Origin of the sequence: Aeromicrobium massiliense JC14 (assembly GCF_000312105.1) — a bacterium.
GTDB classification, from domain to species: Bacteria; Actinomycetota; Actinomycetes; order Propionibacteriales; family Nocardioidaceae; genus Aeromicrobium; species Aeromicrobium massiliense.
This window is the reverse complement of the sequence record NZ_HE978637.1, coordinates 640,971-663,483: the sequence shown is the minus strand read 5'-3', so window position 1 is coordinate 663,483 and position 22,513 is coordinate 640,971. Positions and strand designations below refer to the sequence as shown.

21 protein-coding genes are annotated in these 22,513 nt (G+C 70.4%); 6 read left to right on the top strand and 15 right to left on the bottom strand.

All coding sequences use genetic code 11. The features are described from left to right. Positions 1-37: 37 nt before the first annotated feature. Positions 38-601, top strand: a complete 564-nt coding sequence (locus HGAM_RS10520) for a Dps family protein (RefSeq protein ID WP_019145451.1) — start codon at positions 38-40, stop codon at positions 599-601. A gap of 159 nt (positions 602-760) precedes the next feature. Here HGAM_RS10520 and HGAM_RS10515 read toward each other — a convergent pair whose 3' ends face one another. The 3 genes from HGAM_RS10515 to HGAM_RS10505 all read right to left on the bottom strand — a co-directional run bounded on the left by HGAM_RS10515 (position 761) and on the right by HGAM_RS10505 (position 3,918). Then, entirely contained in the window at positions 761-1,987 is a 1,227-nt protein-coding gene (locus HGAM_RS10515; protein ID WP_019145450.1) for a sugar ABC transporter permease, read from the bottom strand. Further along, complete coding sequence (locus HGAM_RS10510) at positions 1,984-2,775, bottom strand: ATP-binding cassette domain-containing protein (protein ID WP_038951740.1); 792 nt, start codon at positions 2,773-2,775, stop codon at positions 1,984-1,986. The genes HGAM_RS10515 and HGAM_RS10510 overlap by 4 nt, the downstream gene beginning before the upstream one ends. A gap of 84 nt (positions 2,776-2,859) precedes the next feature. Continuing rightward, on the bottom strand, positions 2,860-3,918 hold the full coding sequence (locus HGAM_RS10505) for a sugar ABC transporter substrate-binding protein (protein WP_245532114.1): 1,059 nt from the start codon (positions 3,916-3,918) through the stop codon (positions 2,860-2,862). A gap of 198 nt (positions 3,919-4,116) precedes the next feature. Here HGAM_RS10505 and HGAM_RS10500 point away from each other — a divergent pair, with 198 nt between their 5' ends. Beyond that, complete coding sequence (locus HGAM_RS10500) at positions 4,117-5,271, top strand: ROK family transcriptional regulator (RefSeq protein WP_019145447.1); 1,155 nt, start codon at positions 4,117-4,119, stop codon at positions 5,269-5,271. Positions 5,272-5,326: 55 nt separating this feature from the next. On the opposite strand, the gene HGAM_RS20635 is transcribed toward HGAM_RS10500, so the two are convergent. Beyond that, on the bottom strand, positions 5,327-5,671 hold the full coding sequence (locus HGAM_RS20635; RefSeq protein ID WP_019145446.1) for a LysM peptidoglycan-binding domain-containing protein: 345 nt from the start codon (positions 5,669-5,671) through the stop codon (positions 5,327-5,329). 310 nt (positions 5,672-5,981) lie between these two features. Between HGAM_RS20635 and lexA the strand changes: the two genes are divergently transcribed. Further along, entirely contained in the window at positions 5,982-6,707 is a 726-nt protein-coding gene (lexA, locus tag HGAM_RS10490) for a transcriptional repressor LexA (protein WP_019145445.1), read from the top strand. A gap of 4 nt (positions 6,708-6,711) precedes the next feature. Here the strand turns inward: lexA and galE are convergent, their stop codons facing one another. The 5 genes from galE to miaA form a co-directional block, all read right to left on the bottom strand. Continuing rightward, entirely contained in the window at positions 6,712-7,668 is a 957-nt protein-coding gene (galE, locus tag HGAM_RS10485) for a UDP-glucose 4-epimerase GalE (RefSeq protein WP_019145444.1), read from the bottom strand. A 13-nt stretch (positions 7,669-7,681) separates the two neighbouring features. Then, positions 7,682-9,646: an ATP-dependent DNA helicase gene (locus tag HGAM_RS10480; protein WP_019145443.1), complete on the bottom strand. Its 1,965-nt coding sequence runs from the start codon at positions 9,644-9,646 to the stop codon at positions 7,682-7,684. A gap of 61 nt (positions 9,647-9,707) precedes the next feature. After that, positions 9,708-11,093 carry a GTPase HflX gene (hflX, locus tag HGAM_RS10475; RefSeq protein ID WP_019145442.1) on the bottom strand — a complete coding sequence of 462 codons (1,386 nt, stop codon included), beginning with the start codon at positions 11,091-11,093 and terminating at the stop codon, positions 9,708-9,710. Then, positions 11,086-11,919, bottom strand: coding sequence for a diaminopimelate epimerase (gene dapF / locus HGAM_RS10470; protein WP_019145441.1), 834 nt, complete (start codon positions 11,917-11,919; stop codon positions 11,086-11,088). The genes hflX and dapF overlap by 8 nt, the downstream gene beginning before the upstream one ends. Then, positions 11,916-12,821 (bottom strand): tRNA (adenosine(37)-N6)-dimethylallyltransferase MiaA, encoded by a 906-nt coding sequence (gene miaA, locus HGAM_RS10465; protein ID WP_019145440.1) that lies wholly within the window; start codon positions 12,819-12,821, stop codon positions 11,916-11,918. The genes dapF and miaA overlap by 4 nt, the downstream gene beginning before the upstream one ends. Positions 12,822-12,896: 75 nt before the next feature. Between miaA and HGAM_RS10460 the strand changes: the two genes are divergently transcribed. Then, positions 12,897-13,145 (top strand): antitoxin, encoded by a 249-nt coding sequence (locus HGAM_RS10460; RefSeq protein WP_019145439.1) that lies wholly within the window; start codon positions 12,897-12,899, stop codon positions 13,143-13,145. A gap of 122 nt (positions 13,146-13,267) precedes the next feature. On the opposite strand, the gene HGAM_RS10455 is transcribed toward HGAM_RS10460, so the two are convergent. Continuing rightward, positions 13,268-13,906, bottom strand: coding sequence for a class III extradiol ring-cleavage dioxygenase family protein (locus HGAM_RS10455; protein ID WP_038951736.1), 639 nt, complete (start codon positions 13,904-13,906; stop codon positions 13,268-13,270). 106 nt (positions 13,907-14,012) lie between these two features. Between HGAM_RS10455 and HGAM_RS10450 the strand changes: the two genes are divergently transcribed. Further along, positions 14,013-15,704 (top strand): AIPR family protein, encoded by a 1,692-nt coding sequence (locus tag HGAM_RS10450; protein ID WP_019145437.1) that lies wholly within the window; start codon positions 14,013-14,015, stop codon positions 15,702-15,704. A gap of 41 nt (positions 15,705-15,745) precedes the next feature. On the opposite strand, the gene HGAM_RS10445 is transcribed toward HGAM_RS10450, so the two are convergent. The 5 genes from HGAM_RS10445 to HGAM_RS18820 all read right to left on the bottom strand — a co-directional run bounded on the left by HGAM_RS10445 (position 15,746) and on the right by HGAM_RS18820 (position 20,767). Further along, positions 15,746-16,303 carry an HhH-GPD-type base excision DNA repair protein gene (locus HGAM_RS10445; protein WP_019145436.1) on the bottom strand — a complete coding sequence of 186 codons (558 nt, stop codon included), beginning with the start codon at positions 16,301-16,303 and terminating at the stop codon, positions 15,746-15,748. A gap of 21 nt (positions 16,304-16,324) precedes the next feature. Beyond that, positions 16,325-16,678 (bottom strand): hypothetical protein, encoded by a 354-nt coding sequence (locus tag HGAM_RS10440; protein ID WP_147543655.1) that lies wholly within the window; start codon positions 16,676-16,678, stop codon positions 16,325-16,327. Between the two features lie 5 nt (positions 16,679-16,683). Further along, positions 16,684-18,477: a thiamine pyrophosphate-requiring protein gene (locus HGAM_RS10435; RefSeq protein ID WP_019145434.1), complete on the bottom strand. Its 1,794-nt coding sequence runs from the start codon at positions 18,475-18,477 to the stop codon at positions 16,684-16,686. A gap of 74 nt (positions 18,478-18,551) precedes the next feature. Further along, complete coding sequence (gene miaB, locus HGAM_RS10430; RefSeq protein ID WP_019145433.1) at positions 18,552-20,024, bottom strand: tRNA (N6-isopentenyl adenosine(37)-C2)-methylthiotransferase MiaB; 1,473 nt, start codon at positions 20,022-20,024, stop codon at positions 18,552-18,554. Positions 20,025-20,083: 59 nt separating this feature from the next. After that, positions 20,084-20,767, bottom strand: a complete 684-nt coding sequence (locus HGAM_RS18820; RefSeq protein WP_172636440.1) for a DUF305 domain-containing protein — start codon at positions 20,765-20,767, stop codon at positions 20,084-20,086. A 126-nt stretch (positions 20,768-20,893) separates the two neighbouring features. Between HGAM_RS18820 and HGAM_RS10420 the strand changes: the two genes are divergently transcribed. Beyond that, positions 20,894-22,453 carry an LVIVD repeat-containing protein gene (locus HGAM_RS10420; RefSeq protein WP_019145431.1) on the top strand — a complete coding sequence of 520 codons (1,560 nt, stop codon included), beginning with the start codon at positions 20,894-20,896 and terminating at the stop codon, positions 22,451-22,453. Positions 22,454-22,513: the final 60 nt, after the last annotated feature.

Below are 22,513 nucleotides of genomic sequence, written 5' to 3'. Positions count from 1 at the left end.
GGGTTGCGAGCCGCACCCGCGTGGCTACGTTGGAGGCATGGCTACCGACACTCCCCAGTACACCGTCCCGGGTCTGACCACGGCCGAGGGCCAGAAGGTCGCCGGCATCCTCCAGGAGCGCCTCAACGCGCTCAACGACCTGCAGCTGACGCTCAAGCACGTCCACTGGAACGTGGTGGGCCCGCACTTCATCGCCGTGCACGAGATGATCGACCCGCACGTCGACGAGGTCCGTGCGATGGTCGACGAGACCGCCGAGCGCATCGCGACGCTGGGCGTCGCGCCGAAGGGCACCCCGAGCGCCATCGTCAACGGACGCACGTGGGACGACTACTCGATCGGCCGCGGCACCACCAACGAGCACCTCGGCGCGCTCGACGAGGTCTACCAGGGCCTCATCGGCGACCACCGCAAGGCGCAGGAGGCCGTCTCGGAGATCGACCCGATGACCGAGGACCTCATCATCGCCCAGGCCCGCCAGCTCGAGCTGTTCCACTGGTTCGTCCGCGCCCACCTCGAGAACGCCGGCGGTCAGCTCTCGACCGCGGCGGCCGAGGGCGAGACCGAGGCGGCCGTGGCCGCCAGCGAGGCCGCCGACTGAGGCGCCTCCCCCGCACGACGACGGCGGCCGCTCCCCTCGGGGGCGGCCGCCGTCGTCGTGCATGGACCGGGCGGAGCCCGGCGGTACAAGGGTGAAGCACGGCGGCGGCCGTCCCCTCCCTCGGGTGACGACCACCGCCGTGGTCTGTGCGGGCTGCGGCTAGCCGCGTCCGCTGCTGCGGCGCGCGCGGCGCGACAGCGAGTCGATCGTGACCGCGAGCAGCAGGACGCCGCCGGTCACCATGTAGCGCACCTCGGCGTCGACGCCGATCAGGTTCAGGCCGCTCGTGATCGACTGGAGCACGAGCATGCCGAACAGGGCGGCGTACATCGAGCCGCGCCCGCCGAACAGGCTGACGCCGCCGATGACCGCCGCGGCGATCGCCATCAGGTTGGTGTCGCCACCACCGCTGGACTGGGCGACCGACTGCAGCCGGGCCGCGGCCAGGACGCCGCCGAAGGCCGCGAACATCGTGCACAGCGCGAACACCGAGACGTAGACGCGGTCCACGCGGATGCCCGAGCGGCGCGACGCCTCCTCGTTGCCACCGACGGCGAACACGTGACGGCCGAAGCGGGTCTTGCGGATCACCTGGTCCATGAGCACGATCACGAGGATCCACAGCAGCGGCATGTAGCCGATGCCGCGGTCCAGGTTCAGGTAGTACGCGACGTACGCCAGGCCGGCGACCATGAGCGCGGCGCGGATAGCGACGCTCAGCACCGACGGCGCCGACAGGTTCGCCGCGCGACGCTTGCGGATCGTGAGCAGGCGGCCGACGAAGTAGGCCGCACCGGCGAGCACCGCGAGCACGTAGGACGCCAGGGGCGAGAGGAACTTGAAGTTCGCGAACTCGATCAGCCACGAGTCACCGGGCAGGTTCACGGTGCCGTTGTCGCCCAGCACGACGAGCTGCAGGCCCAGGAAGGCCAGCAGTCCGGCGAGCGTGATGACGAAGCTCGGCACCCCGAACCGGGTGTACAGCAGGCCGTACACGGCACCGATGGCCAGGCCGGCCAGCAGCGACACACCGATGGCCGGCAGCACCGACCAGTCGTGGTAGACGACCAGGACGGCCATGATCGCGCCGCTCATGCCGCTGACCGAGCCGACCGACAGGTCGATCTCGCCGAGCAGCAGCACCATGATGACGCCGACGGAGATCATGCCGATCGCCGAGGACGAGAGCAGCAGCTCCACCAGGTTGCGCGAGGACAGGAAGCGCTCGTTCTGGGAGTAGAAGACGACCCAGATGATCAGCAGGCCCACGATCACCGGCACCATGCCGAGGTCGCCGGACTTCATGCGGCGCACGAACCCCTCGAGCATGGCCTTGGGCGAGGAGTCCTCGACCAGACGCTCGTCGGTCTTGTCGGCGAAGCTCATGCCTCGGCTCCCTTCGGGGCGGTGCGGCTCGCGCGCTGCGAGACGGCGTTGTCGGAGGCGCCGGTGATGGCGGCCACGAGCTTGTCGGTGGTGACGTCCTCGATGGCGAACTCGGCACCGTTGCGGCCCAGGCGCAGGACGTAGATGCGGTCGGCCACGGCCTGGACGTCGGCCATGTTGTGGGTGATGAGGACGACGCCGAGGCCGTTCTCACGCAGGCGCTCGACCAGGTTGAGCACCTCGGCGGTCTGGGCGACGCCCAGCGCGGCGGTGGGCTCGTCGAGCATGACGACCTTGGGGTTGCCGACCAGGCTGCGCGCGATGGCGACGGTCTGGCGCTGGCCGCCGGACAGCGACGCGATCGGGATGCGCACCGAGGGGATCTTGGCCGACAGCTGGCGCAGGAGCGCCCAGCTGTTCTTCTCCATCTCGACCTCGTCGAGCGTGCCGGCGGACGTCACCTCCTGACCGAGGTACAGGTTGGCGACGACGTCGAGGTTGTCGGCGAGGGCGAGGTCCTGGAAGACCGTGGCGATGCCGAGCTGCTGGGCGGCCTTCGGGCCGGGGATCGAGACCGGCGAGCCGTCGAAGACGATCTCGCCCTCGTCGGGCTGGTACACGCCCGACATGATCTTGACGAGGGTGGACTTGCCGGCGCCGTTGTCGCCCACGAGGGCGACGACCTCACCGGGACGCACGTCGAAGTCGACGTCCGCGAGCGCCTGGACGGCGCCGAACCGCTTGCCGACGCCCTTGAGGGACAGCACCGGGGCTGAAGTGGTGGTCATGGGGCAGGACCTTCTGCTTGAGGGAGGGGTTGTGCAGGCCTCGAGGGGGCAGCCCGGGCGGGCGGCCCCCTCGAGGTCCGTGGATCAGCTCAGGCCGGCCGCCGTGCACGCGTCCGCGTACTCGCCGGTGCAGATGTCCTGAACGCTGTAGAACTCGTCCTTGACGACGGTGTCGTTGATGTTCTCCTTGGTGACCTTGATCGGGTCGAGGATGTAGGACGGCACGCCACGGAAGTCCGTGGTGTCGCTGGCCTCCTTGCCGTCGACCAGGTTGACCGCCAGCTCGGCGGCCTTCTCGGCCTCGGCCTTGATCGGCTTGTAGACCGTCATGAACTGCTGGTCGGCGACGATGCGCTGGATGGCCGCGAGCTCGGCGTCCTGACCGACGATCGGGGGCATCTTGGTGACGCCGTTGCCACGCAGCGCGGCGAACACGCCGCCGGCCTGGCCGTCGTTGGCCGCGTAGACGCCCGCCAGGTCGGCAGCGTCGATCTTGCTCAGCTGCGTGCTGGTGAACTCCTGGGCGTTCTCGGGGCTCCAGTCCGGGTTGTCGTACTCGGCGACGATGTTGAGGCCGCTGGCGTCCAGGACGCTGTGGGCGCCCTTCTTGAAGTCGCCGGCGTTCGGGTCGGTCGGGGCGCCGTTGAGCATGAGGATGTCGCCCTTGCCGCCGGTCGCCTCGACCAGGGCCTCGCCCTGGAGCTCGCCGACGCGCTCGTTGTTGAACGAGACGAAGTAGTCGGCGTTGGTGATGAGACGGTCGTAGGCCACGACGGGAACGTCGCTGGACTGGGCCGACTTGACGATGCCCTCGGCGGCCTTGCCGTCGACGGCGCCGACGACGAGCACGGAGGCACCGTCGGTCAGCGCGGACTCGGCCTGCTCCTGCTGCTTGGACGCGTCCTGGTCGGCGTTGAGGTACTTGACGTCGCAGTCGTCGCAGAGGTCCTTGACCTTCGCCTCGAACAGCGGGCGGTCGAAGGCCTCGTAACGGGTCGTCTTGGTCTCGGGCAGCAGCAGGGCGATCGTCTTGCCCTTGTCGCCACCGTCGGAGCCCTCGTCGTTCGCACCGCACGCGGCGAGCGCCGCGAGCGAGGTGCTCGCTGCCACAGCCATGACGGCTGCGCGGGTGAGTCGGTTCACGCGTTCCTCCAGGTCTTGGACGGCGGGGGTTGCCGTCACGGTCTGATCCACCTCGCGCGGGGCGAGACGTGAGCCAGTGTCATACGTCACACGCTTTGTCGTCAACACTTGAAGACAAAACGAGAGAGTAGCGCCGGTCGCGCCAGTCTTGCATTCGACACTTGACGACAACGAGTGGCTTGCCTCACAGTGACGCTCATGTCGTCCCCGGGCACCGCCGCCAGCCTCCGTGCCGCGAACCAGGTGCGTGTCGTCCACGCCCTGCGCCAGCACCAGGAGCTGAGCCAGGCCGACATCGCCCGCGACACCGGCCTGGCCCCCGCGACCGTCTCCAGCATCGTTAAGGACCTCGTCGCCGCCGGGCTGCTCACGACCACCGGAGGAGCCGGACGACGCGGCGCGACGGTCGCCATCTCGCGCCGCGCGGGCCTGGTCGGCGGCGTCGACTTCGGCCACTCGCACGTCCAGGTGAGCCTGGGCGACCTGGGCGGACGGGTGCTCGTCACGGCCCAGGAGCCGCTCGACAACGACCACGCCCACGAGGACGGCCTCGCGCTCGCGCACCGCATGCTCGACCGCCTGCTCGCCGCCGAGGCCGACGCCGGCTCGCTGCACGCGGTCGGCATCGGACTGCCCGCTCCCCTGGGCGCCGACGGTGTCATCGACTCCGGATCGATCCTGCCCGGCTGGATCGGCGTGCATGCCGCCGATGCCGCGGAGAAGGAGTTCGGCGTGCCGACCCGCGCCGACAACGACGCGAACCTCGGCGCGCTCGCCGAGCACGCGCTCGGCGCCGGGCGCGGCACGTCGTCGATGGCCTACCTCAAGCTCTCCTCCGGCGTCGGCTGCGGCCTGGTGCTGGACGGACGTGTCTACCGCGGCGGCATCGGCACCGCCGGCGAGCTCGGCCACATGACGATGGACGAGACCGGGCCGCTGTGCCGCTGCGGCAGCCGCGGGTGCCTGGAGGCCTACGTGGGCGGATCCGCGCTCACCACGCAGTTCGCCCCGATCCGGGCCCAGCTCTCGGTGCGCGAGTTCGTCGCCCTGGCCAACAACGGCGACACCGGTGCGCAGCGCCTGATCGAGGACGCCGGGCGCTACCTGGGCCGAGCCGCCGCGGCGCTCGCGAACGTCCTGGGCCCCGAGCTGCTGGTCATCGGTGGCGACCTGTCCGACGCCGGCGCCCCGCTCATCGACGGCGTGCGCGACGGACTGCGCCGCCACGCCCTCGCCCCCGTGGCCGCCCAGGTACGCGTCGAGCGGGCCGCCCTGGGCGCCCGCTCGTCGTCGATCGGCAGCGTGCTCTACGCGCTCGAGGGTCTGTCCCTCACCGGCGCGGCCCGCGCCTGAACGCAGAAGGGGCCCCGCGCCGCCTTCCCAGCAGCACGGGGCCCCGCTCGTCGGACTACTCCGAGTAGACCGGCACGGCCAGCTTGTGGCCGATCTGCAGGCCGGACGCCGACTCGAGCGCGTTGAGCTTCATGATCTGGTCGACCGTCTCGCGCTGGTCGCCGTCGGGGTTCGCCGCACCGGCGATCTGCCACAGCGTCTCGCCCGGCTGGACGGTGACCTCGGTCGTCTCGACGGCCACGCCGGCGTCGGACGTGGCCGCGGTGGTCGACCCCATCGCGACGGCCAGGGCGAACATCGCCACGAGCGCGACCACGAGGAGCACGACCTTGCCGCGCGTGGTGAGCCGCACGGGAGCGTGCGAGCGGACGGCCGGGGCGTGCAGGGAGATGGTGCTCATGAGTGCCTCCGAGGGGGAAGTGAGACGGCGTCGGTTGTCTTGGTGCGTCCGACCGGACGCCGGAGCGTACGGGATGTCATTCGGGTGCGAACAGGCGTTCGATCGAACACGTGTTTGACAATACAGACGACCACCGACAAGCACCAGTCCGAATCGAACATCTTTTCGACTTTTCTCCGACGTGACGTCGGCCACGCTCGAAAACGACTGGTATCCCGGGCCTGTGCCGTGCGGGATCCGCTGCGACACGCGCCGCGCCATGTCGAACATATGTTTGATCTGACCCGTTCGAACGCGCTACCGTCCTGTCATGAGCGATGACACCGACGTCCGCGAGCTCCCCGACGGTCCCGCCGACGAGCACGGCCTGACCCCGCGGCAGCGACGCGTCCTGGAGTTCCTGCGTGAGCAGATCAGCGACCGCGGCTACCCGCCGAGCATGCGCGAGATCGGCGCGGCGGTCGGCCTGGTCAGCACCTCGTCCGTGTCGCACCAGCTCAAGTCGCTCGAGCGGCTCGGCTACATCCGGCGCGACCCGAACCGCCCCCGCGCCCTCGAGGTGTTCGCGCCCGGCGGCGCGGTCCGTCCGACCGCCCCCACGCCGGCGCCGGCCGTCGTCGAGCACGTCGTCGACGAGACGGGCTCACGCGACGAGCGCCCCGACGCCACGTACGTCCCGATGGTCGGCAAGATCGCGGCCGGCGGCCCGATCCTGGCCGAGGAGCGCGTCGAGGACGTCTTCCCGCTGCCCAAGTCGCTCGTCGGCGACGGCACGCTCTTCCTGCTCGAGGTGCAGGGCGACTCGATGATCGACGCGGCCATCTGCAGCGGCGACTACGTCGTCGTGCGCCAGCAGCCGGTCGCCGAGAACGGCGAGATCGTCGCCGCGATGCTCGACGGCGAGGCCACGGTGAAGACCTTCCAGCGCAAGGACGGCAAGGTCTGGCTGCTGCCGCACAACGACGACTACTCCCCCATCGACGGCACCCACGCCACGATCCTGGGCAAGGTCACCGCGGTCCTGCGCCGGGTCTGACCGCTCAGTCGCGCGCGGCCTCCCAGGCCGAGGCCACCATCTGCTCCAGGGTGTGCCGCATCGTCCACCCGAGGTCGCGCGCGGCCAGCTTGCCCGACGCCACGATGCGGGCCGGGTCGCCCGGGCGTCGCGGCACCACCTCGGCGTCGACGTCCGTGCCGGTCACCGCGGCGAACGCGCTCATGATCTGCCGCACCGACACACCGTCGCCGCTGCCGAGGTTGTAGAAGGGCTCGATCGGCTCGCCGGCCACCAGCCGGCGGGCCGCAGCCACGTGGGCGTCCGCGAGGTCGGCCACGTGCACGTAGTCGCGCACGCAGGTGCCGTCCGGCGTCGGGTAGTCGTCGCCGTAGATGCGCGGCCGACGTCCCTCCCGCAGGGCCCGCACGACGAGCGGGAACAGGTTGTGCGGGCTGCTGTCGTACAGGTCCGGCGTCGCCGAGCCCACGACGTTGAAGTAGCGCAGCGAGGTGTGGGTCAGCGACGACGCGCGGCCGACGTCGCGCAGCAGCCACTCCCCGACCAGCTTGGACTCGCCGTACGGCGACTCCGGCGTCGTGGCGGTCTGCTCGGTGACCAGGTCGGTGTCGGGCGTGCCGTAGACGGCGGCGCTGGAGGAGAACACGATGCGGTCGACCCCGGCCGCGTCCATGGCGGTCAGCAGGCTGGCGGTGCCCTGCACGTTCTGCTCGTAGGTGTGCAGCGGGCGCTCCACCGAGACGCCGGCGTACTTGAACGCGGCCAGGTGGACGACGCCCTGCACGTCGTGGGCCTTCATGAAGCGCTCGAGCGTCGTGGTGTCGAGCACCGACGTCTCGGCGAACGGGACGTCGTCCGGCACGAACTCGCGGTGGCCGCTCGACAGGTCGTCGACGACGACGACGTCCAGCCCTGCCTCCGTGAACGCGCGCACCACGTGCGACCCGATGTACCCGGCACCACCCGTCACCAAGAACGTCATGCCGCCAGCCTAGTCAGCGCGCCGCCGCCCCGTCCGTGGCGGCGGCGTCGAGCCGGCGCAGCGACTGGCGGACGACCTGCGGATCGGTGGTGCGCCACATCGGCGGCAGCGACGCCGCCAGGAAGCCGCCGTAGCGGGCGGTCGCGATGCGCGGGTCGAGGATCGCCACCACACCGCGGTCGGTGGAGCGGCGGATCAACCGGCCGGCGCCCTGGGCGAGCAGCAGGCCGGCGTGCGTGGCGGCCACCGACATGAAGCCATTGCCACCACGCTTCTCGACCAGGCGCTGCCGGGCGCTCATCAACGGGTCGTCCGGCCGCGGGAACGGGATGCGGTCGATGAGCACCAGCTGCAGCGTGTCGCCGGGCAGGTCGACGCCCTGCCACAGGCTGAGGGTGCCGAACAGGCAGGTGGACGGCTCCTCGGCGAACCGGCGCTGCAGGTCGCTCAGCTGAGCGTCGCCCTGGCACAGGATCTCCAGGTCGGGCAGCCGCTCACGCGTGGCCTCGGCCGCGCGCTCGGCGGCCCGCCGCGACGAGAACAGCCCGAGCGTGCGTCCGCCGGCCGCCTCCACGAGCTCGGCGATCTCGTCGAGCTGGGCGTCCACGAGTCCGTCGCGACCGGGCACGGGCAGGTGCTTGGCGACGTACAGCACGCCCTGGCGGCCGTAGTCGAACGGCGAGCCGACGTCGAGGCTGCGCCACGGCAGCACCTCGTCGCCGGGCACCAGTCCCAGGCCCCGGGCGGTGGAGTCGAACGTGCCACCGACGGTGAGCGTCGCGCTGGTCAGCACGACCGTCTTGGCGCTGAACAGCTTGTCGCGCAGGCTGAACGCGACGTCGAGCGGCGCGACGTGCAGCTGCGGCCCGCCGCGGCCGGGGCCGTCGCTGACCCACAGCACCTCGGTGTCGCCCTTGCCGGTCATGCGCTCGGCGATGCGGCGCACCTCGGTGACGTGGGCCTGGGCCTGCTGCTTGCCCGGGTCGACCTCGTCGTCCTTGGCCGACGGCTTCTCGCGCGGGAAAGCGGACAGGCACGCGCGGGCGGCGTCGCGGACGTTCTCCAGCGCCATCTGCAGGTGCTCGGGGGTGGCGTCGATGCGTCCGGCCTCGACGTGCGCCAGCGCCTCGGAGAGGGCGTCGGCGGCCTCGGTGAGGTCGTCGGCCTCGTTGCCCTCGACGTGGTTGCGCGCCCGCCGGGCGGCGCGCTCGACGAGCACCGGCCCGAGCTCGGCGGTCGACGCCTGCGTGACCCGGGCGGCGAGCTCGTGGGCCTCGTCGACCACGACCGCGTCGTGGTCGGGCAGCATCGGCACGCCGTCGACCGCGTCGATGGCCAGCATCGCGTGGTTGGTGACGACGACGTGGGCGTTCCAGGCCTCGGCACGGGCCCGCTCGGCGAAGCACTCCTCGGCGTACGGGCAGCGGCTGGCGCCCAGGCACTCACGGTGGTTGACGCTGACCGCCCGCCACGCGCGCTCGGAGTGCCGCGGGGCGGCGTCGCGGTCACCCACGCCCCGGCTGGACGACTCCTCCTCGGCCCACTCGCGCAGGGCCACGACCTCGGAGCCGAGCGTGCCCTCGGGCACCTCGACCAGGACGCCCTGGTCGTCCGGGGCGCCCTCGCGGACGCGGTGCAGGCAGGCGTAGTTCGAGCGTCCCTTGACCACGGCGTAGCGCGGCACCGTCTCCATCGTCGACGCGGCGGCCTCGGCCAGCGCCGGGAGGTCGCGCTCGACCAGCTGGTGCTGCAGCGCGAGCGTGGCGGTGGCGACGACGACGCGGCCCTCGTGCAGCAGGCTCGGGACGAGGTAGCCGAGCGACTTGCCGGTGCCGGTGCCAGCCTGCACGAGCAGGTGCTCGCCGTCGCCCAGCGACTGCGCGACGGCCTCGGCCATCGCGACCTGACCGGGCCGCTCGGCTCCCCCGACCGCGTCGACGGCAGCCTGCAGCACGGTCTTCACGTCGGGGGTGGGCACGGGGACGAGCGTAGTCGCCGGACGGTGGGGGCCGGGGAGCCCGGTCCACACCGTCGCAGGACTAGCGGGAGTACTCCGACAGCGCGTGCGCCAGCTCGGGGTTGACCCGGGCCTGGACGTGCGTGCCGTCGCCCTCGTGCTCCAGCGCCTCGATCTCGCCCTCGGTGTGGATGCGGCCCAGCAGGTCGCCCCGGTCGTAGGGCAGGACCACGTCCACGTGCTGCGCCGGGCGGGGCAGGTCGGCCTCGATCGCGGCCAGCAGCTCGTCGATGCCCTCGCCGGTGCGCGCGCTGACGACGACCGCGTGCGGCTCGGTGGCCAGGATGCGCTTGATCACCAACGGGTCGGCGGCGTCGGCCTTGTTGATGACGACGATCTCGGGCACCTGCAGCGCGTCGACGTCGGCGAACACGGAGCGGACGGCGGCGAGCTGGCCGGCCGGGTCGGGGTGCGAGCCGTCGACGACGTGCAGCACGAGGTCGGCGTCGGCGACCTCCTCCAGCGTCGAGCGGAACGCCTCGACGAGCTGGTGCGGCAGGTGCCGGACGAACCCGACGGTGTCGGACAGCGTGTAGATGCGGCCGTCGGACGTCTGGTTGCGCCGCGTGGTCGGGTCGAGCGTCGCGAACAGCGCGTCCTCGACCAGCACGCCCGCACCGGTCAGGCGGTTCAGCAGGCTGGACTTGCCGGCGTTGGTGTAGCCGGCGATGACGACGGCCGGCACGGAGTTGCGCTTGCGGTTGGCGCGCTTGGTGTCGCGGGTGGTGCGCAGGCCCTCGAGCTCGCGGCGCAGCTTGGCCATCTTGGCCTGGATGCGGCGACGGTCGGTCTCGAGCTTCGTCTCACCGGGGCCACGGCCACCGATGCCCTCGCCGCCCGCGGCGCGTCCACCGGCCTGGCGCGACAGGTTGCCGCCCCAGCCGCGCAGGCGCTGGGTCTGGTACTGCAGCTGGGCCAGCTCGACCTGCGCCTTGCCCTCGGCGCTCTTCGCGTGCTGGGCGAAGATGTCCAGGATCAGCGCAACCCGGTCGACGACCTTGACGTTCGTGCGGTCCTCGAGGTTGCGCATCTGGCTGGGCGCGAGCTCACCGTCGCAGATGATCGTGTCGGCGCCGGTGGCCTGCACCGCGGCCTTGAGCTCCTCGACCTTGCCGCTGCCGATGTAGGTGGCGGCGTCCGGCTTCTGGCGGCGCTGCATGAGCGCGTCCAGCACCTCCGAGCCCGCGGTCTCGGCGAGCAGCTTCAGCTCGGCGAGCGAGTTCTCGGCGTCCTCGGCGCTGCCCTCGGTCCAGACGCCCACGAGCACGACGCGCTCCAGGCGCAGCTGGCGGTACTCGACCTCGGTGATGTCCTCGAGCTCGGTGCGCAGGCCCCCCACGCGGCGCAGGGAGTTGCGCTCCTCCAGCTCCAGGTCCTCGGTACCCAGCTCTTCGTCGTGCTCAGCCACGCAACCACTCCATCTCGCCCTCGGCGACGATCTCGGCGGGGCCGGTCAGGACGACTCGGCCCTCGGGGGTCCAGGTCACGTCGAGACGTCCACCGGGGACGTCGACGCGGTAGGTGGCCGGCAGCGCGACGCCGTCGGCCGACATGCTGGCGACCGCGGCCGCGCAGGCCCCGGTGCCACAGGATCGGGTCTCGCCCGACCCGCGCTCGTGCACGCGCATCGCCACGTGCTGCGGGCCGCGGCGCGCGACCAGCTCGATGTTGACGCCGTGCGGGTAGACCGCGCGGTCGTAGCCGGGCTCCTCCAGCAGGGTGCCCGCGTCGTCCAGGCTGGCGACCTGGGCGACGGCGTGCGGGTTGCCGGTGTGCACCTCGTCGGCCTCGAACGTCCGGCCCTCGACGGTCACCTTGGAGACGCCGCCGAGCTCGGGCACGCCCATGTCGACGCTGATCGCGTCGCCGTCGAAGGTCACGGTCTTGATGCCGTCACGGGTGCCGATCGGGAGCGGCCGGTCGGTGTCGACGAGCTCGTGGTCGGCGACATAGCGGGCGAACACGCGCACGCCGTTGCCGCACATCTCGCTCACCGAGCCGTCGGCGTTGCGGTAGTCCATGAACCACTCGGCCTCGCCCTGCCCGTCGCCGGCCTCGCCGACCGCGGACGTGCGGACGACGCGCAGCACGCCGTCGGCGCCCAGGCCCCGGCGGCGGTCGCAGAGCGCCGCGACGAACGCGGGGTCGAGGTCGCCGTGGACGCGGCCGTCGGCGTCGGGCAGCAGCACGAAGTCGTTCTCGGTGCCGTGGCCCTTGGCCCAGGAAAAGGTCATGCCTTCCAGTCTACGAGCCGTTCCGCACGATCGCCGAGGTCGACGGCGTCGTGGGGCAGCCAGGCGATGCGCGGATCCTTGCGGAACCACCGCTCCTGACGCCGGGCGAACTTGCGCGTGCCGGTGACGGTCTGCTCGCGCGCCTCGTCCTCGGTGATGTCGCCGGCGAGGAACGCCAGCACCTGCTGGTAGCCCAGGGCCCGGCTGGCGGTGGGCGAGCCGGCGAGCCCGGCGGGCAGCAGCGAGCGCACCTCGTCGACCAGGCCGGCCTCCCACATGCGGTCGACGCGCGTGGTGATGCGGACATCCAGGACGTCGCGCGGCACCTCGAGCCCGATCATGACGACGTCGTCGTAGACCGCCTGGTGGCCGGGCATCGTGGCGGTGAACGAGCCGGTCATCTCGACCACCTCGAGCGCGCGGACCAGGCGGCGTCCGTTGGTGGGCAGGATCTGGGCCGCGGCCGCGGGGTCGCGCTCGGCGAGCAGCGCGTGCAGGTGCTCGGGACCCTGGGTCTCGAGCACGGCGTCCCAGCGGGCCCGCACCTCGGGATCGGTGCCGGGGAAGTCGAGCGGGTCGAGCACGGCGCGCACGTACAGGGCTGATCCGCCGGCCAGCACCGGCACGACGCCGCGGGCGTGGCAGTCGGCGACGGCGGCGCGCGCCATGTGCTGGAACTCGGCGACCGAGGCGGTCTCGGTGACGTCCATGACGTCGATCAGGTGGTGCGGGACGCCGCGGCGCTCGTCGACCGGCGTCTTGGCCGTGCCGACGTCCATGCCGCGGTAGACCTGGTACGCGTCGACGTTGACGATCTCGCCGCCGAGCCGCACCGCGAGGTCGATCGCCAGGTCCGACTTCCCCGAGGCGGTGGGGCCGACGACGGCGACGACGGGAGGCATGGCTGGATCCTCCCAGATACGTTGGCGGCACGAGGCGCGGCGCCCGGTCGTGCCCCATCCCCCTCGGAGGTCGTCGTGGGACTGTTCGGCAAGCTGGCTCGGCACGCACCGGAGCTCAAGCGGAAGGCGGCCGAGGCGGCCGCCACGCACAACGACAAGATCGACGGTGCGATCGACAAGGCGGCCCAGGCGGCCGACCGCGCCACCAAGGGCAAGCACGGCACGCGCATCACCGGTGCCGCCGGCAAGGCCAAGGACGGCGTCGACAAGCTCGGCCAGCAGCACCGCGGCGACGGCCCCGACGGCCGCGTCGCCCCGCGCTGAGGGGCCCCAACGCACGGTTCGGTTTACCTGGGGCCCCGGGTAAACCGACAGATCCCCGGCGAATGTGCCGGGGATCTGTCGGTTCTCCTGGGGCCGTGGCGGCGCAGGAACCCGAGACGGTCTCAGGACGTGGTGACGCTCCAACGGCCGACGAGGTAGCCGACGCCGAACGGCGCCTCGTACGCGACCAGCTCGCCCTCGACCTCGAGCCCGGACGCGGCCTCCCCCAGACGCTGCAGCGCCGGTGCCCCGTGGCACCACAGCTCGGCCGCCTCGTCGAGGTCCAGCCCGGCCAGTCGTGCGGCGTCGCCCGAGGCCAGCGCCTCGGCGAGCCCGTGGTCGTACGGGACCGCGCGGACGTCCTCGTAGCCCGGCGACGTGATGTCGCGGGTGGCGGTGCCGTCGGCCACGACCAGCAGGGCCACGCCCTCCTCGATCACCGGCACCGCGGACGTGTAGCGGCGCGGCCCGGTCCAGCCCGTCGCGTCCAGCAGCCACGCACCGACCGTGTGGCCCAGCGGCAGCACCAGCTCGTCGCCCCCGGCCCGCACGTCCACACCCCACGCGGCGAGCGTTCCGCCGGCCGACTCGTCGCGGTCGTCCCCCTCGGACGCCAGCACGACGACCCGCGAGGCGTCCTTCACGACGGAGCGGACGACGTCCAGGCAGGTGACGCGCAGCGGGGCGAGCGGGTCCTGTCCCCCGCCGAGGCCGGGGACCAGCAGCGGCGCCGAGGGCACCACCGCGACGGGGCATGTCACGTTGGCATCTTACCTCTGTTCCGATTCCGCACCAGATTCTTCAAAAAGCCGCGCGGACGCAACGTTGACTCGTATGGTCGGATCTCGTTCGCCACGAGAGGGAAAAATGAGCGCCAACGACGTAATTCTGTTGTCAGACATGATCGAAAACTCACGATCGGAAACGTCCGCGCTAGACAAGCCGACACAAGAGGCGTATTTCGTGGCGAAGCACTATCTCCGGACCTACAGGCCGACCCACGACGACCTTCTCGCGGGAATCGTGGACGGGACGCTCGACGGTGGAATCGACAACATCTACATATTCGTGAACGGGTTCTGTGTCCGAGATGACGCCGAGTTGCACGCACTGGGACGCGACGCGCAAGTTGACCTTATCTTTATGCAAACCAAGGATTCCAAAGGCTTCGGAGAATCCGCCATCGAGAAGTTGATCATTCACATCCCTCAACTGCTCGATTTTGGGCGCGACGAGGACGAACTGGCTAATAGATTTAACCCGCGGGTGCTTGAGATCACACGCCGCTTCCTCAAGTTGTACCGCTCGCTTGAAATGCCGAAACTTCGGATATTCTGCTCGTTTGCTGCACTTCGAGCCGAAATGGTTCACGCGAACGTCGAATCGAAGGCAATCCTGCTGCGTGACTGCCTTCTGACCTGCTTCAAGACTTGCGAACCCATGGTCCACTTCCTCGACGCGGCGGATATCGCGGACATGGCCAGAGATCGTCCGCCCGTATCCCGCGAGTTGGCGCTGGCTGAGAATCCGATCAGCACGGATACGACTGGCGGATATATCGGGGTTGTCAAACTCAGCGAGTATCAACGATTTATCACAGACGCAACTGGCAAGCTCGACGCCTCGATCTTCGAAGCGAACGTGCGCGACTACGAGGGAGACACAGGCGTAAACAAGAGCATCCAAGCTACCCTTGAACACGAAAACAGAGAAGTCGACTTCTGGTGGCTCAACAACGGAGTCACTATCGTGGCCGACAAGGTGCAGCCAGCGAGTAAATTGCTGAAGCTTGAATCGCCACAGATCGTGAACGGCCTGCAGACGTCTCACGAGATTTACAAGCGCGGGACTGCGGCTTCGTTCCAAGAGAACCGAAGCGTGTTGGTGAAGGTGATCCAAGCGGATGACGACCGCGTTCGTGACAGCATCATCCAAGCCACAAACAGCCAAACGGCTCTTGGCACCAGCGCGCTGCGGGCGACGGACAAGGTCCAGCGGCAGATCGAAGAGCATCTGCAAAAGCGCGGCCTTTTCTACGAGCGCCGAAAGAACTACTACCACAATCGATCCATAGCGCTGACGCAGCTCGTAAGCATCGATCAAATGGGGCAAGCCGTGATGTCGACCCTTGTTCAGGTTCCTCATTTGGCGCGCGGTGCTTCGTCGCGGATCTTCGATAATGAAATCTATCCACTAGTCTTCAACGAAGAGCACCCGATTCAGCTGTACTCGTACGCAATCGAACTCGTCCGCCACTGCGAAGCCTTCCTGAAGCGGTCTGCGCCGCGCGAGCACGAGGACTTCGTCTTTCACCTAGCTATGCTGGCCGCAGTCGCGGCGACTCGTAAGGATCACCCGAAATCTCGCGACATCGCGCGGATTGAGGGACTTCCAGAGCCGTCGAGATTGACGGAACTGCTGCAGATCGTTCGCGAAGAGTTTGCGTACGTGCAGCAGCGCACCGGAGCCGTCCTCCTCGACCGGGTGGCGAAGGACCCGTTAACCAGCAAACGCCTGCAGGACCGCGCCCAAAGGTTCCTGCGCACTAGCCCTCGTTAGCACCGGCAGCGGCGCCGAGGGCACCACCGCGACGGCAGCCGTCACTTCGCGGCCGCCTTCTTCTCCTTCTTGTAGGCCCGCACCTTCTGCAGCGAGTCGGCGTCGACCACGTCGGCCACGGACCGGTAGCCGGGCTGGGCGTAGTCGCCCGCGGCCTCCTCCCAGCCGTCGGGCCGGACGCCCTTCTGCTTGGCCAGCAGCGCGAGCAGGATCTTGGCCTTCTGCTCGCCGAAGCCGGGCAGCGCCTTGATGCGCTTGAGCAGGTCCTTGCCGCTGGACGCCTCGGTCCAGAGCCGGGTGACGTCGCCGTCGTGCTCGTCGACGACGATGCGGGCCAGGGCCTGGATGCGTCCGGCCATCGAGCGGGCGTAGCGGTGCACGGCCGGCGGCTCGGCGCACAGATCGGCGAACGACTCGGCGTCCGCGTCGGCGATGGTGGCCGGCTCGAGGCTGCCGAACCGCTCGCGCAGCCGCGCCGGGCCCGAGAACGCGCGCTCCATCGGGAACTGCTGGTCCAGCAGCATGCCCATGACCAGCGCGAACGGGTCGTCGGTCAGCAGCTGGTCGGCCTCGGTGTCACCGGTGATCGCGATTCCCATGAGGGCCATCCTGCCGGACGTCTACCAGGACACGTAGGTGACGGTGAAGCGTCCGGCCAGCTCGTCCTGCAGCCGGACGACCAGCTTCTTGGCCTGCCGGTCGAGGTCGCGGTAGGCCTTGGGCGTGCCGAGCCGGGGGTTCGCGTCCAGGTGCTCCATCGCCTCGCCCCACGCCTGCAGCTCGTCGACGAGGCTTCGGTCCAGGCCGAGGGCGGTAACCAGCCACTCCCGGTCGTCCGGCAGCAGGCCGGTCGCGTCCCACAGCGGCACGGTGACGCCGTAGTCCCACATGAAGCGCAGCTCGGTGCCCTCGACCTGCTGGGTCTCGCGCTCGCTCGAGCCGGGCGCTCCCCCGGTCCATCCCTCGTCGGTCACGAGGGTCATTGTTCCTGCTCGGCCTGGCCGTCGAGCAGCGCCCGGGCGTGGTCGTCGCCCTCGAGGTCGAGCGCCCGGTGGTAGCTCTCCAGCATCTGCTCGCCGGCCGGGAAGGGCGGCAGCAGCGGGACGTCCGGGTCGACCACCGCCTCGATGACCACCGGACGGTCGGCGGCCAGGGCGTCGTCCCAGGCGGCGTCGACGTCCTCGGGACGCTCGACCCGGATGCCACGCAGGCCCAGCAGGTCCGCGTAGCCCGCGTACGGGAAGTGCGGCAGCGCCTGGCTCGTGTCGAAGCGGGGATCCCCCTCGGTCTCTCGCTGCTCCCAGGTCACCTCGGCGAGGTCGCCGTTGTGCAGGACGAGCACGACGAAGCGCGGGTCGTCCCAGTCGCGCCAGCGGCTGGCGACGGTGATCAGCTCGGCGACACCGTTCATCTGCATGGCGCCGTCGCCGACGAGCGCGACGACCGGGCGTCCGGGCCACTGCAGCTTGGCCGCCAGCCCGTACGGCAGCCCCGAGCCCATGGACGCGAGGGTGGACGACAGGTGCGCCTGCACGCCCGGCGGCAGAGTCAGGTGCCGGGCGTACCAGTAGGTCACCGAGCCGACGTCGACGCTGACCTGGGCGTCCGCCGGGAGCCGTGACGACAGCGCTCGCACGACCCGCTCGGGGCTCAGCGGATCAGCCGGTCCCTGGGCTCGCTCCTCGGCGATCGTGTGCCACCGCTCGACCTGCTCCACCACCTGGTCGCGCCAAGCGTGGTCGGTGCGCTCGTCCAGCAGCGGGAGCAGTGCGTCGAGCGTCCTGGCGGCGTCGCCGACCAGTCCCACCTCGATCGGGTAGCGGTTGCCGAGGTGGCGCCCGTCGAGGTCGACCTGGACGGCGCGGGCCTGTCCGGGCGCCGGGTAGAACTCGGTCCACGGGTCGTTGGTGCCGATCATCAGCAGGGTGTCGCACTCGTCGAGCAGCCAGCCGGACGCCGTGGTGCCCAGGTGCCCCATCACGCCGCAGCTGGTCGGCAGTGTCTCGTCCCACCACGGCTTGCCCAGCAGGCTCGTGGTCACGCCGGCGCCGAGCCGCTCGGCGACCGCGCGCACCTGCTCGCCGGCGTCCCGCGCGCCCTGGCCGACGAGCAGCGCGACCCGCTCGCCCGCGTTCAGCACCGCGGCGGCCTCGGCGAGGTCGTCCGCGGCCGGGAGCACCCGCGGCGGACGCCACTGCGGCACCGTCGGCACGACGCCGTGCTCGTGCGGCGGCTGCTCCGGCGCCTCGGCGACCTGGACGTCGTGCGGCAGGACGACGACGCAGGGCGACCGGGTTGCCAAAGCAGTGCGAAACGCCCGGTCGACGACCATCGCCGCCTGCTCCGGCGCCAGCACGGCCTGCACGTACTGGGCCGCGACGTCCTTGAACAGCGCGGTCAGGTCAATCTCCTGTTGGTACTCCGAGCCCAGGGCGGTGGTCGGCTGCTGCCCGACGATCGCGACGACCGGCTGGTGGTCGAGCTTGGCGTCGTACAGCCCGTTGAGCAGGTGGACGGCCCCCGGCCCCTGGGTGCTGACCACCACGCCGACGCCATCGGTGTACTTCGCGTGCCCCACCGCCATGAGCGCGGCGTTCTCCTCGTGCCGCGCCTGCACGAACGCGGGGTCTCCCCCGGCCCGGCGCAGCGCGCCCATGAGCCCGTTGATGCCGTCACCGGAGTAGCCAAAGACCCGGTGGACGTCCCAGGCCAGGAGTCGTTCCACGACCAGGTCGGCGACGAGGCGGGGTGCGTCCTGCTGGGTGCTGCTCATGGGACCTCCGGAAGCGAGTCAGGTGACTCACTCCCGGTACCCGGACGACCGCGGCGCAATCGCGCCGCGACGCGTCAGAGCGCGCAGGCGGGGACGTCGGCGGCCGGCAGCGGCGCGGGCGCCCCGATGCTCGGCATGCCCAGGCCGACCGAGCGCACCTCGGTACGTCCCTGACGGGCCTCCCAGGCGTCGCCGGCACGCGTGCGACGGATCGAGGCCGGCGGGACGTCGCTGACCAGGTGGTGCGGCGCCCCCTTGGTGATCGTCACCTCGACCATGTCGCCCGGACGCACCTCGGCGCCGCCGGTGACGAAGTGGACGAGCCGGTTGTCGCGGGCGCGCCCGGTGAGCCGCGACGTGGCGCCGTCCTTCTTGCCGCTGGTGTCGGCGACGAGCAGCTCGACCGTCGTGCCCTCGAGCCGCTTGTTCTCCTCGTAGGCGACCTCGTTGACCAGGGCGATGAGCCGGTCGTAGCGCTCCTGGACGACCGCCTTGGGCAGCTGGTCGTCCATCGTCGCGGCGGGCGTGCCGGGGCGCTGGGAGTACTGGAACGTGAACGCGCTGCTGAACCGGGCGCGGCGCACGACGTCCATCGTCTCGAGGAAGTCCTCCTCGGTCTCGCCGGGGAAGCCGACGATGATGTCGGTGGTGATGGCCGCGTGCGGCATCGCCTCGCGCACCCGGTCGAGGATGCCGAGGAACTTCTCCTTGCGGTACGAGCGACGCATCGCCTTGAGCACGCGGTCCGAGCCCGACTGCAGCGGCATGTGCAGCTGCGGCATGACGTTGGGCGTCTCGGCCATGGCGGCGATGACGTCGTCGGTGAAGTCCTTGGGGTGCGGGCTGGTGAAGCGGACGCGCTCCAGGCCCTCGATGTCGCCGCACGCGCGCAGCAGCTTCGCGAACGCCTGCCGGTCGCCGAACTCGACGCCGTACGCGTTGACGTTCTGGCCCAGCAGCGTCACCTCGACGACGCCGTCGTCCACGAGCGCCTGCACCTCGGCCAGGATGTCGCCGGGGCGGCGGTCCTTCTCCTTGCCGCGCAGCGCCGGGACGATGCAGAACGTGCAGGTGTTGTTGCAGCCGACGCTGATCGAGACCCACGCGGAGTAGACCGAGTCGCGCTTGGTCGGCAGCGTGGACGGGAAGACCTCGAGCGCCTCGAGGATCTCGACCTGGCTCTCGCGCTCGATCGCGGCGCGGTCCAGCAGCACCGGCAGCGAGCCGATGTTGTGGGTGCCGAACACGACGTCGACGTAGGGCGCGCGCTCGGTGATCGTGGCGCGGTCCTTCTGCGCCAGGCAGCCGCCGACCGCGATCTGCATGGTCGGGTTCTTGGCCTTGACCGACGCGAGGTGGCCGAGGTTGCCGTACAGCTTGTTGTCGGCGTTCTCGCGCACCGCGCAGGTGTTGAACACGACGAGGTCCGGCACGGCGTCGCCGGCGGCCTTCGCGTAGCCGGCGGTCTCCAGCAGGCCCGAGAGCCGCTCGGAGTCGTGCACGTTCATCTGGCACCCGTAGGTGCGCACCTCATACGTCTTCGTCATGGCCGCACCATCGTACGTCCGCGATCCGGCGTCCCCCGCATCCGCGGTCGGGCGCCTGACTACATCGCCTCCAGCATCTGGCGCATGCGGTCGGTCTCGGCCGACTGGTCGGCGCCGATGCCGGCGGCGAGCTCGTTGAGCTCCTGGTCGCTGCCCTCGGCGAGCACCTCGTCGACCATCTCCATGGCGCCCTGGTGGTGCATGATCATCAGCTCCAGGAAGAGCTTGTCGAACGCCTCGCCCTTCGCCTGCGACAACCGCTCGAGGTCCGCCTCGGACGCCATGCCGGGCATGTCGTCCATCGACGCGTGCGAGCCGTGGTGGTCGTGGGCGTCCATCGACAGCGGGCCGAGCTCGCCCTTGTCGATCTGCTCGGCGGTCGGGGCGTCCTGACCGCGCTTGGTGAGCCAGCTCGACATGAGCACGATCTCGGGCTTCTGCGCCGCCGCGATGCGCTCGGCGAACGTCCGGACGCCCTCGCCACCTCCCGCGCGGGGCGCGAACGCGGCCATCTCCAGCGCCTGGGCGTGGTGCGGCACCATCATCTGGGCGAAGGCGATGTCGGCGTCGTTGGCGTCCGCGGGCTCGACCTCGGGCGCCTCGTCCAGCGTCCGCGAGTCCTCCCCCGGCTTGCCCGGCTGGACGATCGTGCCGTCCACCGTCGGACGGTCGTCGTCGCCGCTGCACGCAGCGGTCCCCAGCAGCACGACCGCGCACAGCGCGGCCCCGATCCTGCTCGTCATCGTCATCCCCCCGGCCGACGGCTTCGTCCCGCCGAGGTTAACGGCGCAAAACTTTTTGCACCAGGGTCTTGTGCCTGCCCGTTCCGCGAGACGACGATACGAACACTTCGGGGGAAGGAACCACACATGCGTATCTCGCGCTCCAGAGCCTCAGGAACGGCTCTTCTCACCCTGGCCGCAGCCGGCGCCCTCACCACGGCGCTGCTCGCACCGATCGGCGCGGCGGCCGACGACACCAGCACGACCGAGGATCCCTGCAAGGACTTCCCGGCCCTGTCGGACGCCGACCGGCGCGCCGGCAACTGCGTCCCCGGCAACGACATCGCCCGCATGAACGACCGCGGCACGAAGCTCGACGCCGAGGCGGACGAGCAGTCCAGCAGCAACGTCCGCCGGCTCAAGACGATCCCCAAGCAGGGCTCGTTCGCCACCGTGGACGCGCTCAACAGCGACCTGGCGTTCAGCGGCCGGTACGCCTACGCGGGCAACTACAACGGCTTCACCGTCTACGACCTCAAGAACCCGGCCAAGCCGAAGGTGCTGTCGCAGGTCGTCTGCCCCGGCTCGCAGAACGACGTCTCGGTCTACGGCGACCTGCTGGTGCTGAGCACCGACTCGTCTCGCTCGGACGACTCGTGCGAGAGCACCGCGCAGTCGGCCACGATCAAGGACTCGTGGGAGGGCATCAAGGTCTTCGACATCTCCAACCCGCGCGTGCCGGAGTACGTGTCGGCGGTCGAGACGCCGTGCGGCTCGCACACCCACACGCTGGCGCCCAAGGCCCGCAAGGGCGGCTGGGGCCACGACAAGAAGGGCGGCAAGGGACACCGGGGCGAGGACCTCTACGTCTACGTGTCCTCGTACTCGCCCAGCGCCACCTACCCGGACTGCCAGCCTCCGCTGGACTCGATCGGCGTCGTGAAGATCCCGACCGAGAAGCCGGAGAAGGCCTCGCTGGTGAACGTCCCGGTGCTCTTCCCCGACGGCGGCAACCCGGGCAACGGCTACACCCGCGCGACGTCGGGCTGCCACGACCTCACGGCCTACCCGAGCAAGGACATCATGGCCGGCGCCTGCATGGGTGACGGCATCCTGCTCGACATCTCCGACCGCGAGAAGCCGGTCGTCACCGAGGACGTGCGCGACGACAACTTCGCGTTCTGGCACTCGGCGACGTTCAACAACGACGCGACCAAGGTCGTCTTCACCGACGAGCTCGGTGGCGGCGGCGCGCCGACCTGCAACCCGACGGTCGGCCCGGAGAAGGGCGCCAACGGCATCTACGACATCACCCGCCGCGGGAAGCTTGAGTTCAAGAGCTACTACAAGATCCCGCGCACCCAGGCCAACACCGAGAACTGCGTCGCCCACAACGGCTCGCTGGTCCCGGTGAAGGGCAAGGACATCATGGTCCAGGCCTGGTACCAGGGCGGCTGGTCGATGTTCGACTTCACCGACTCGGCCAACCCGAAGGAGATCGCCTGGCACGACCGCGGTCCCTACGACGCGAACGAGCTGGTCACGGCCGGCCCGTGGTCGACGTACTACTACAACGGCTACATCTACTCCAACGAGATCCAGCGTGGCTTCGACGTGTTCAAGGTCGACGACCGCCGGATCCGCGGGGCGGAGCGGGTGAAGTTCGACGAGCTGAACCCGCAGAGCCAGCCGCGCTACCGCGAGTAGCGGCGACGCTCGGCACGGAGCCGGTCGGACCTCGTGTCCGGCCGGCTTCGTTGCGTCTTG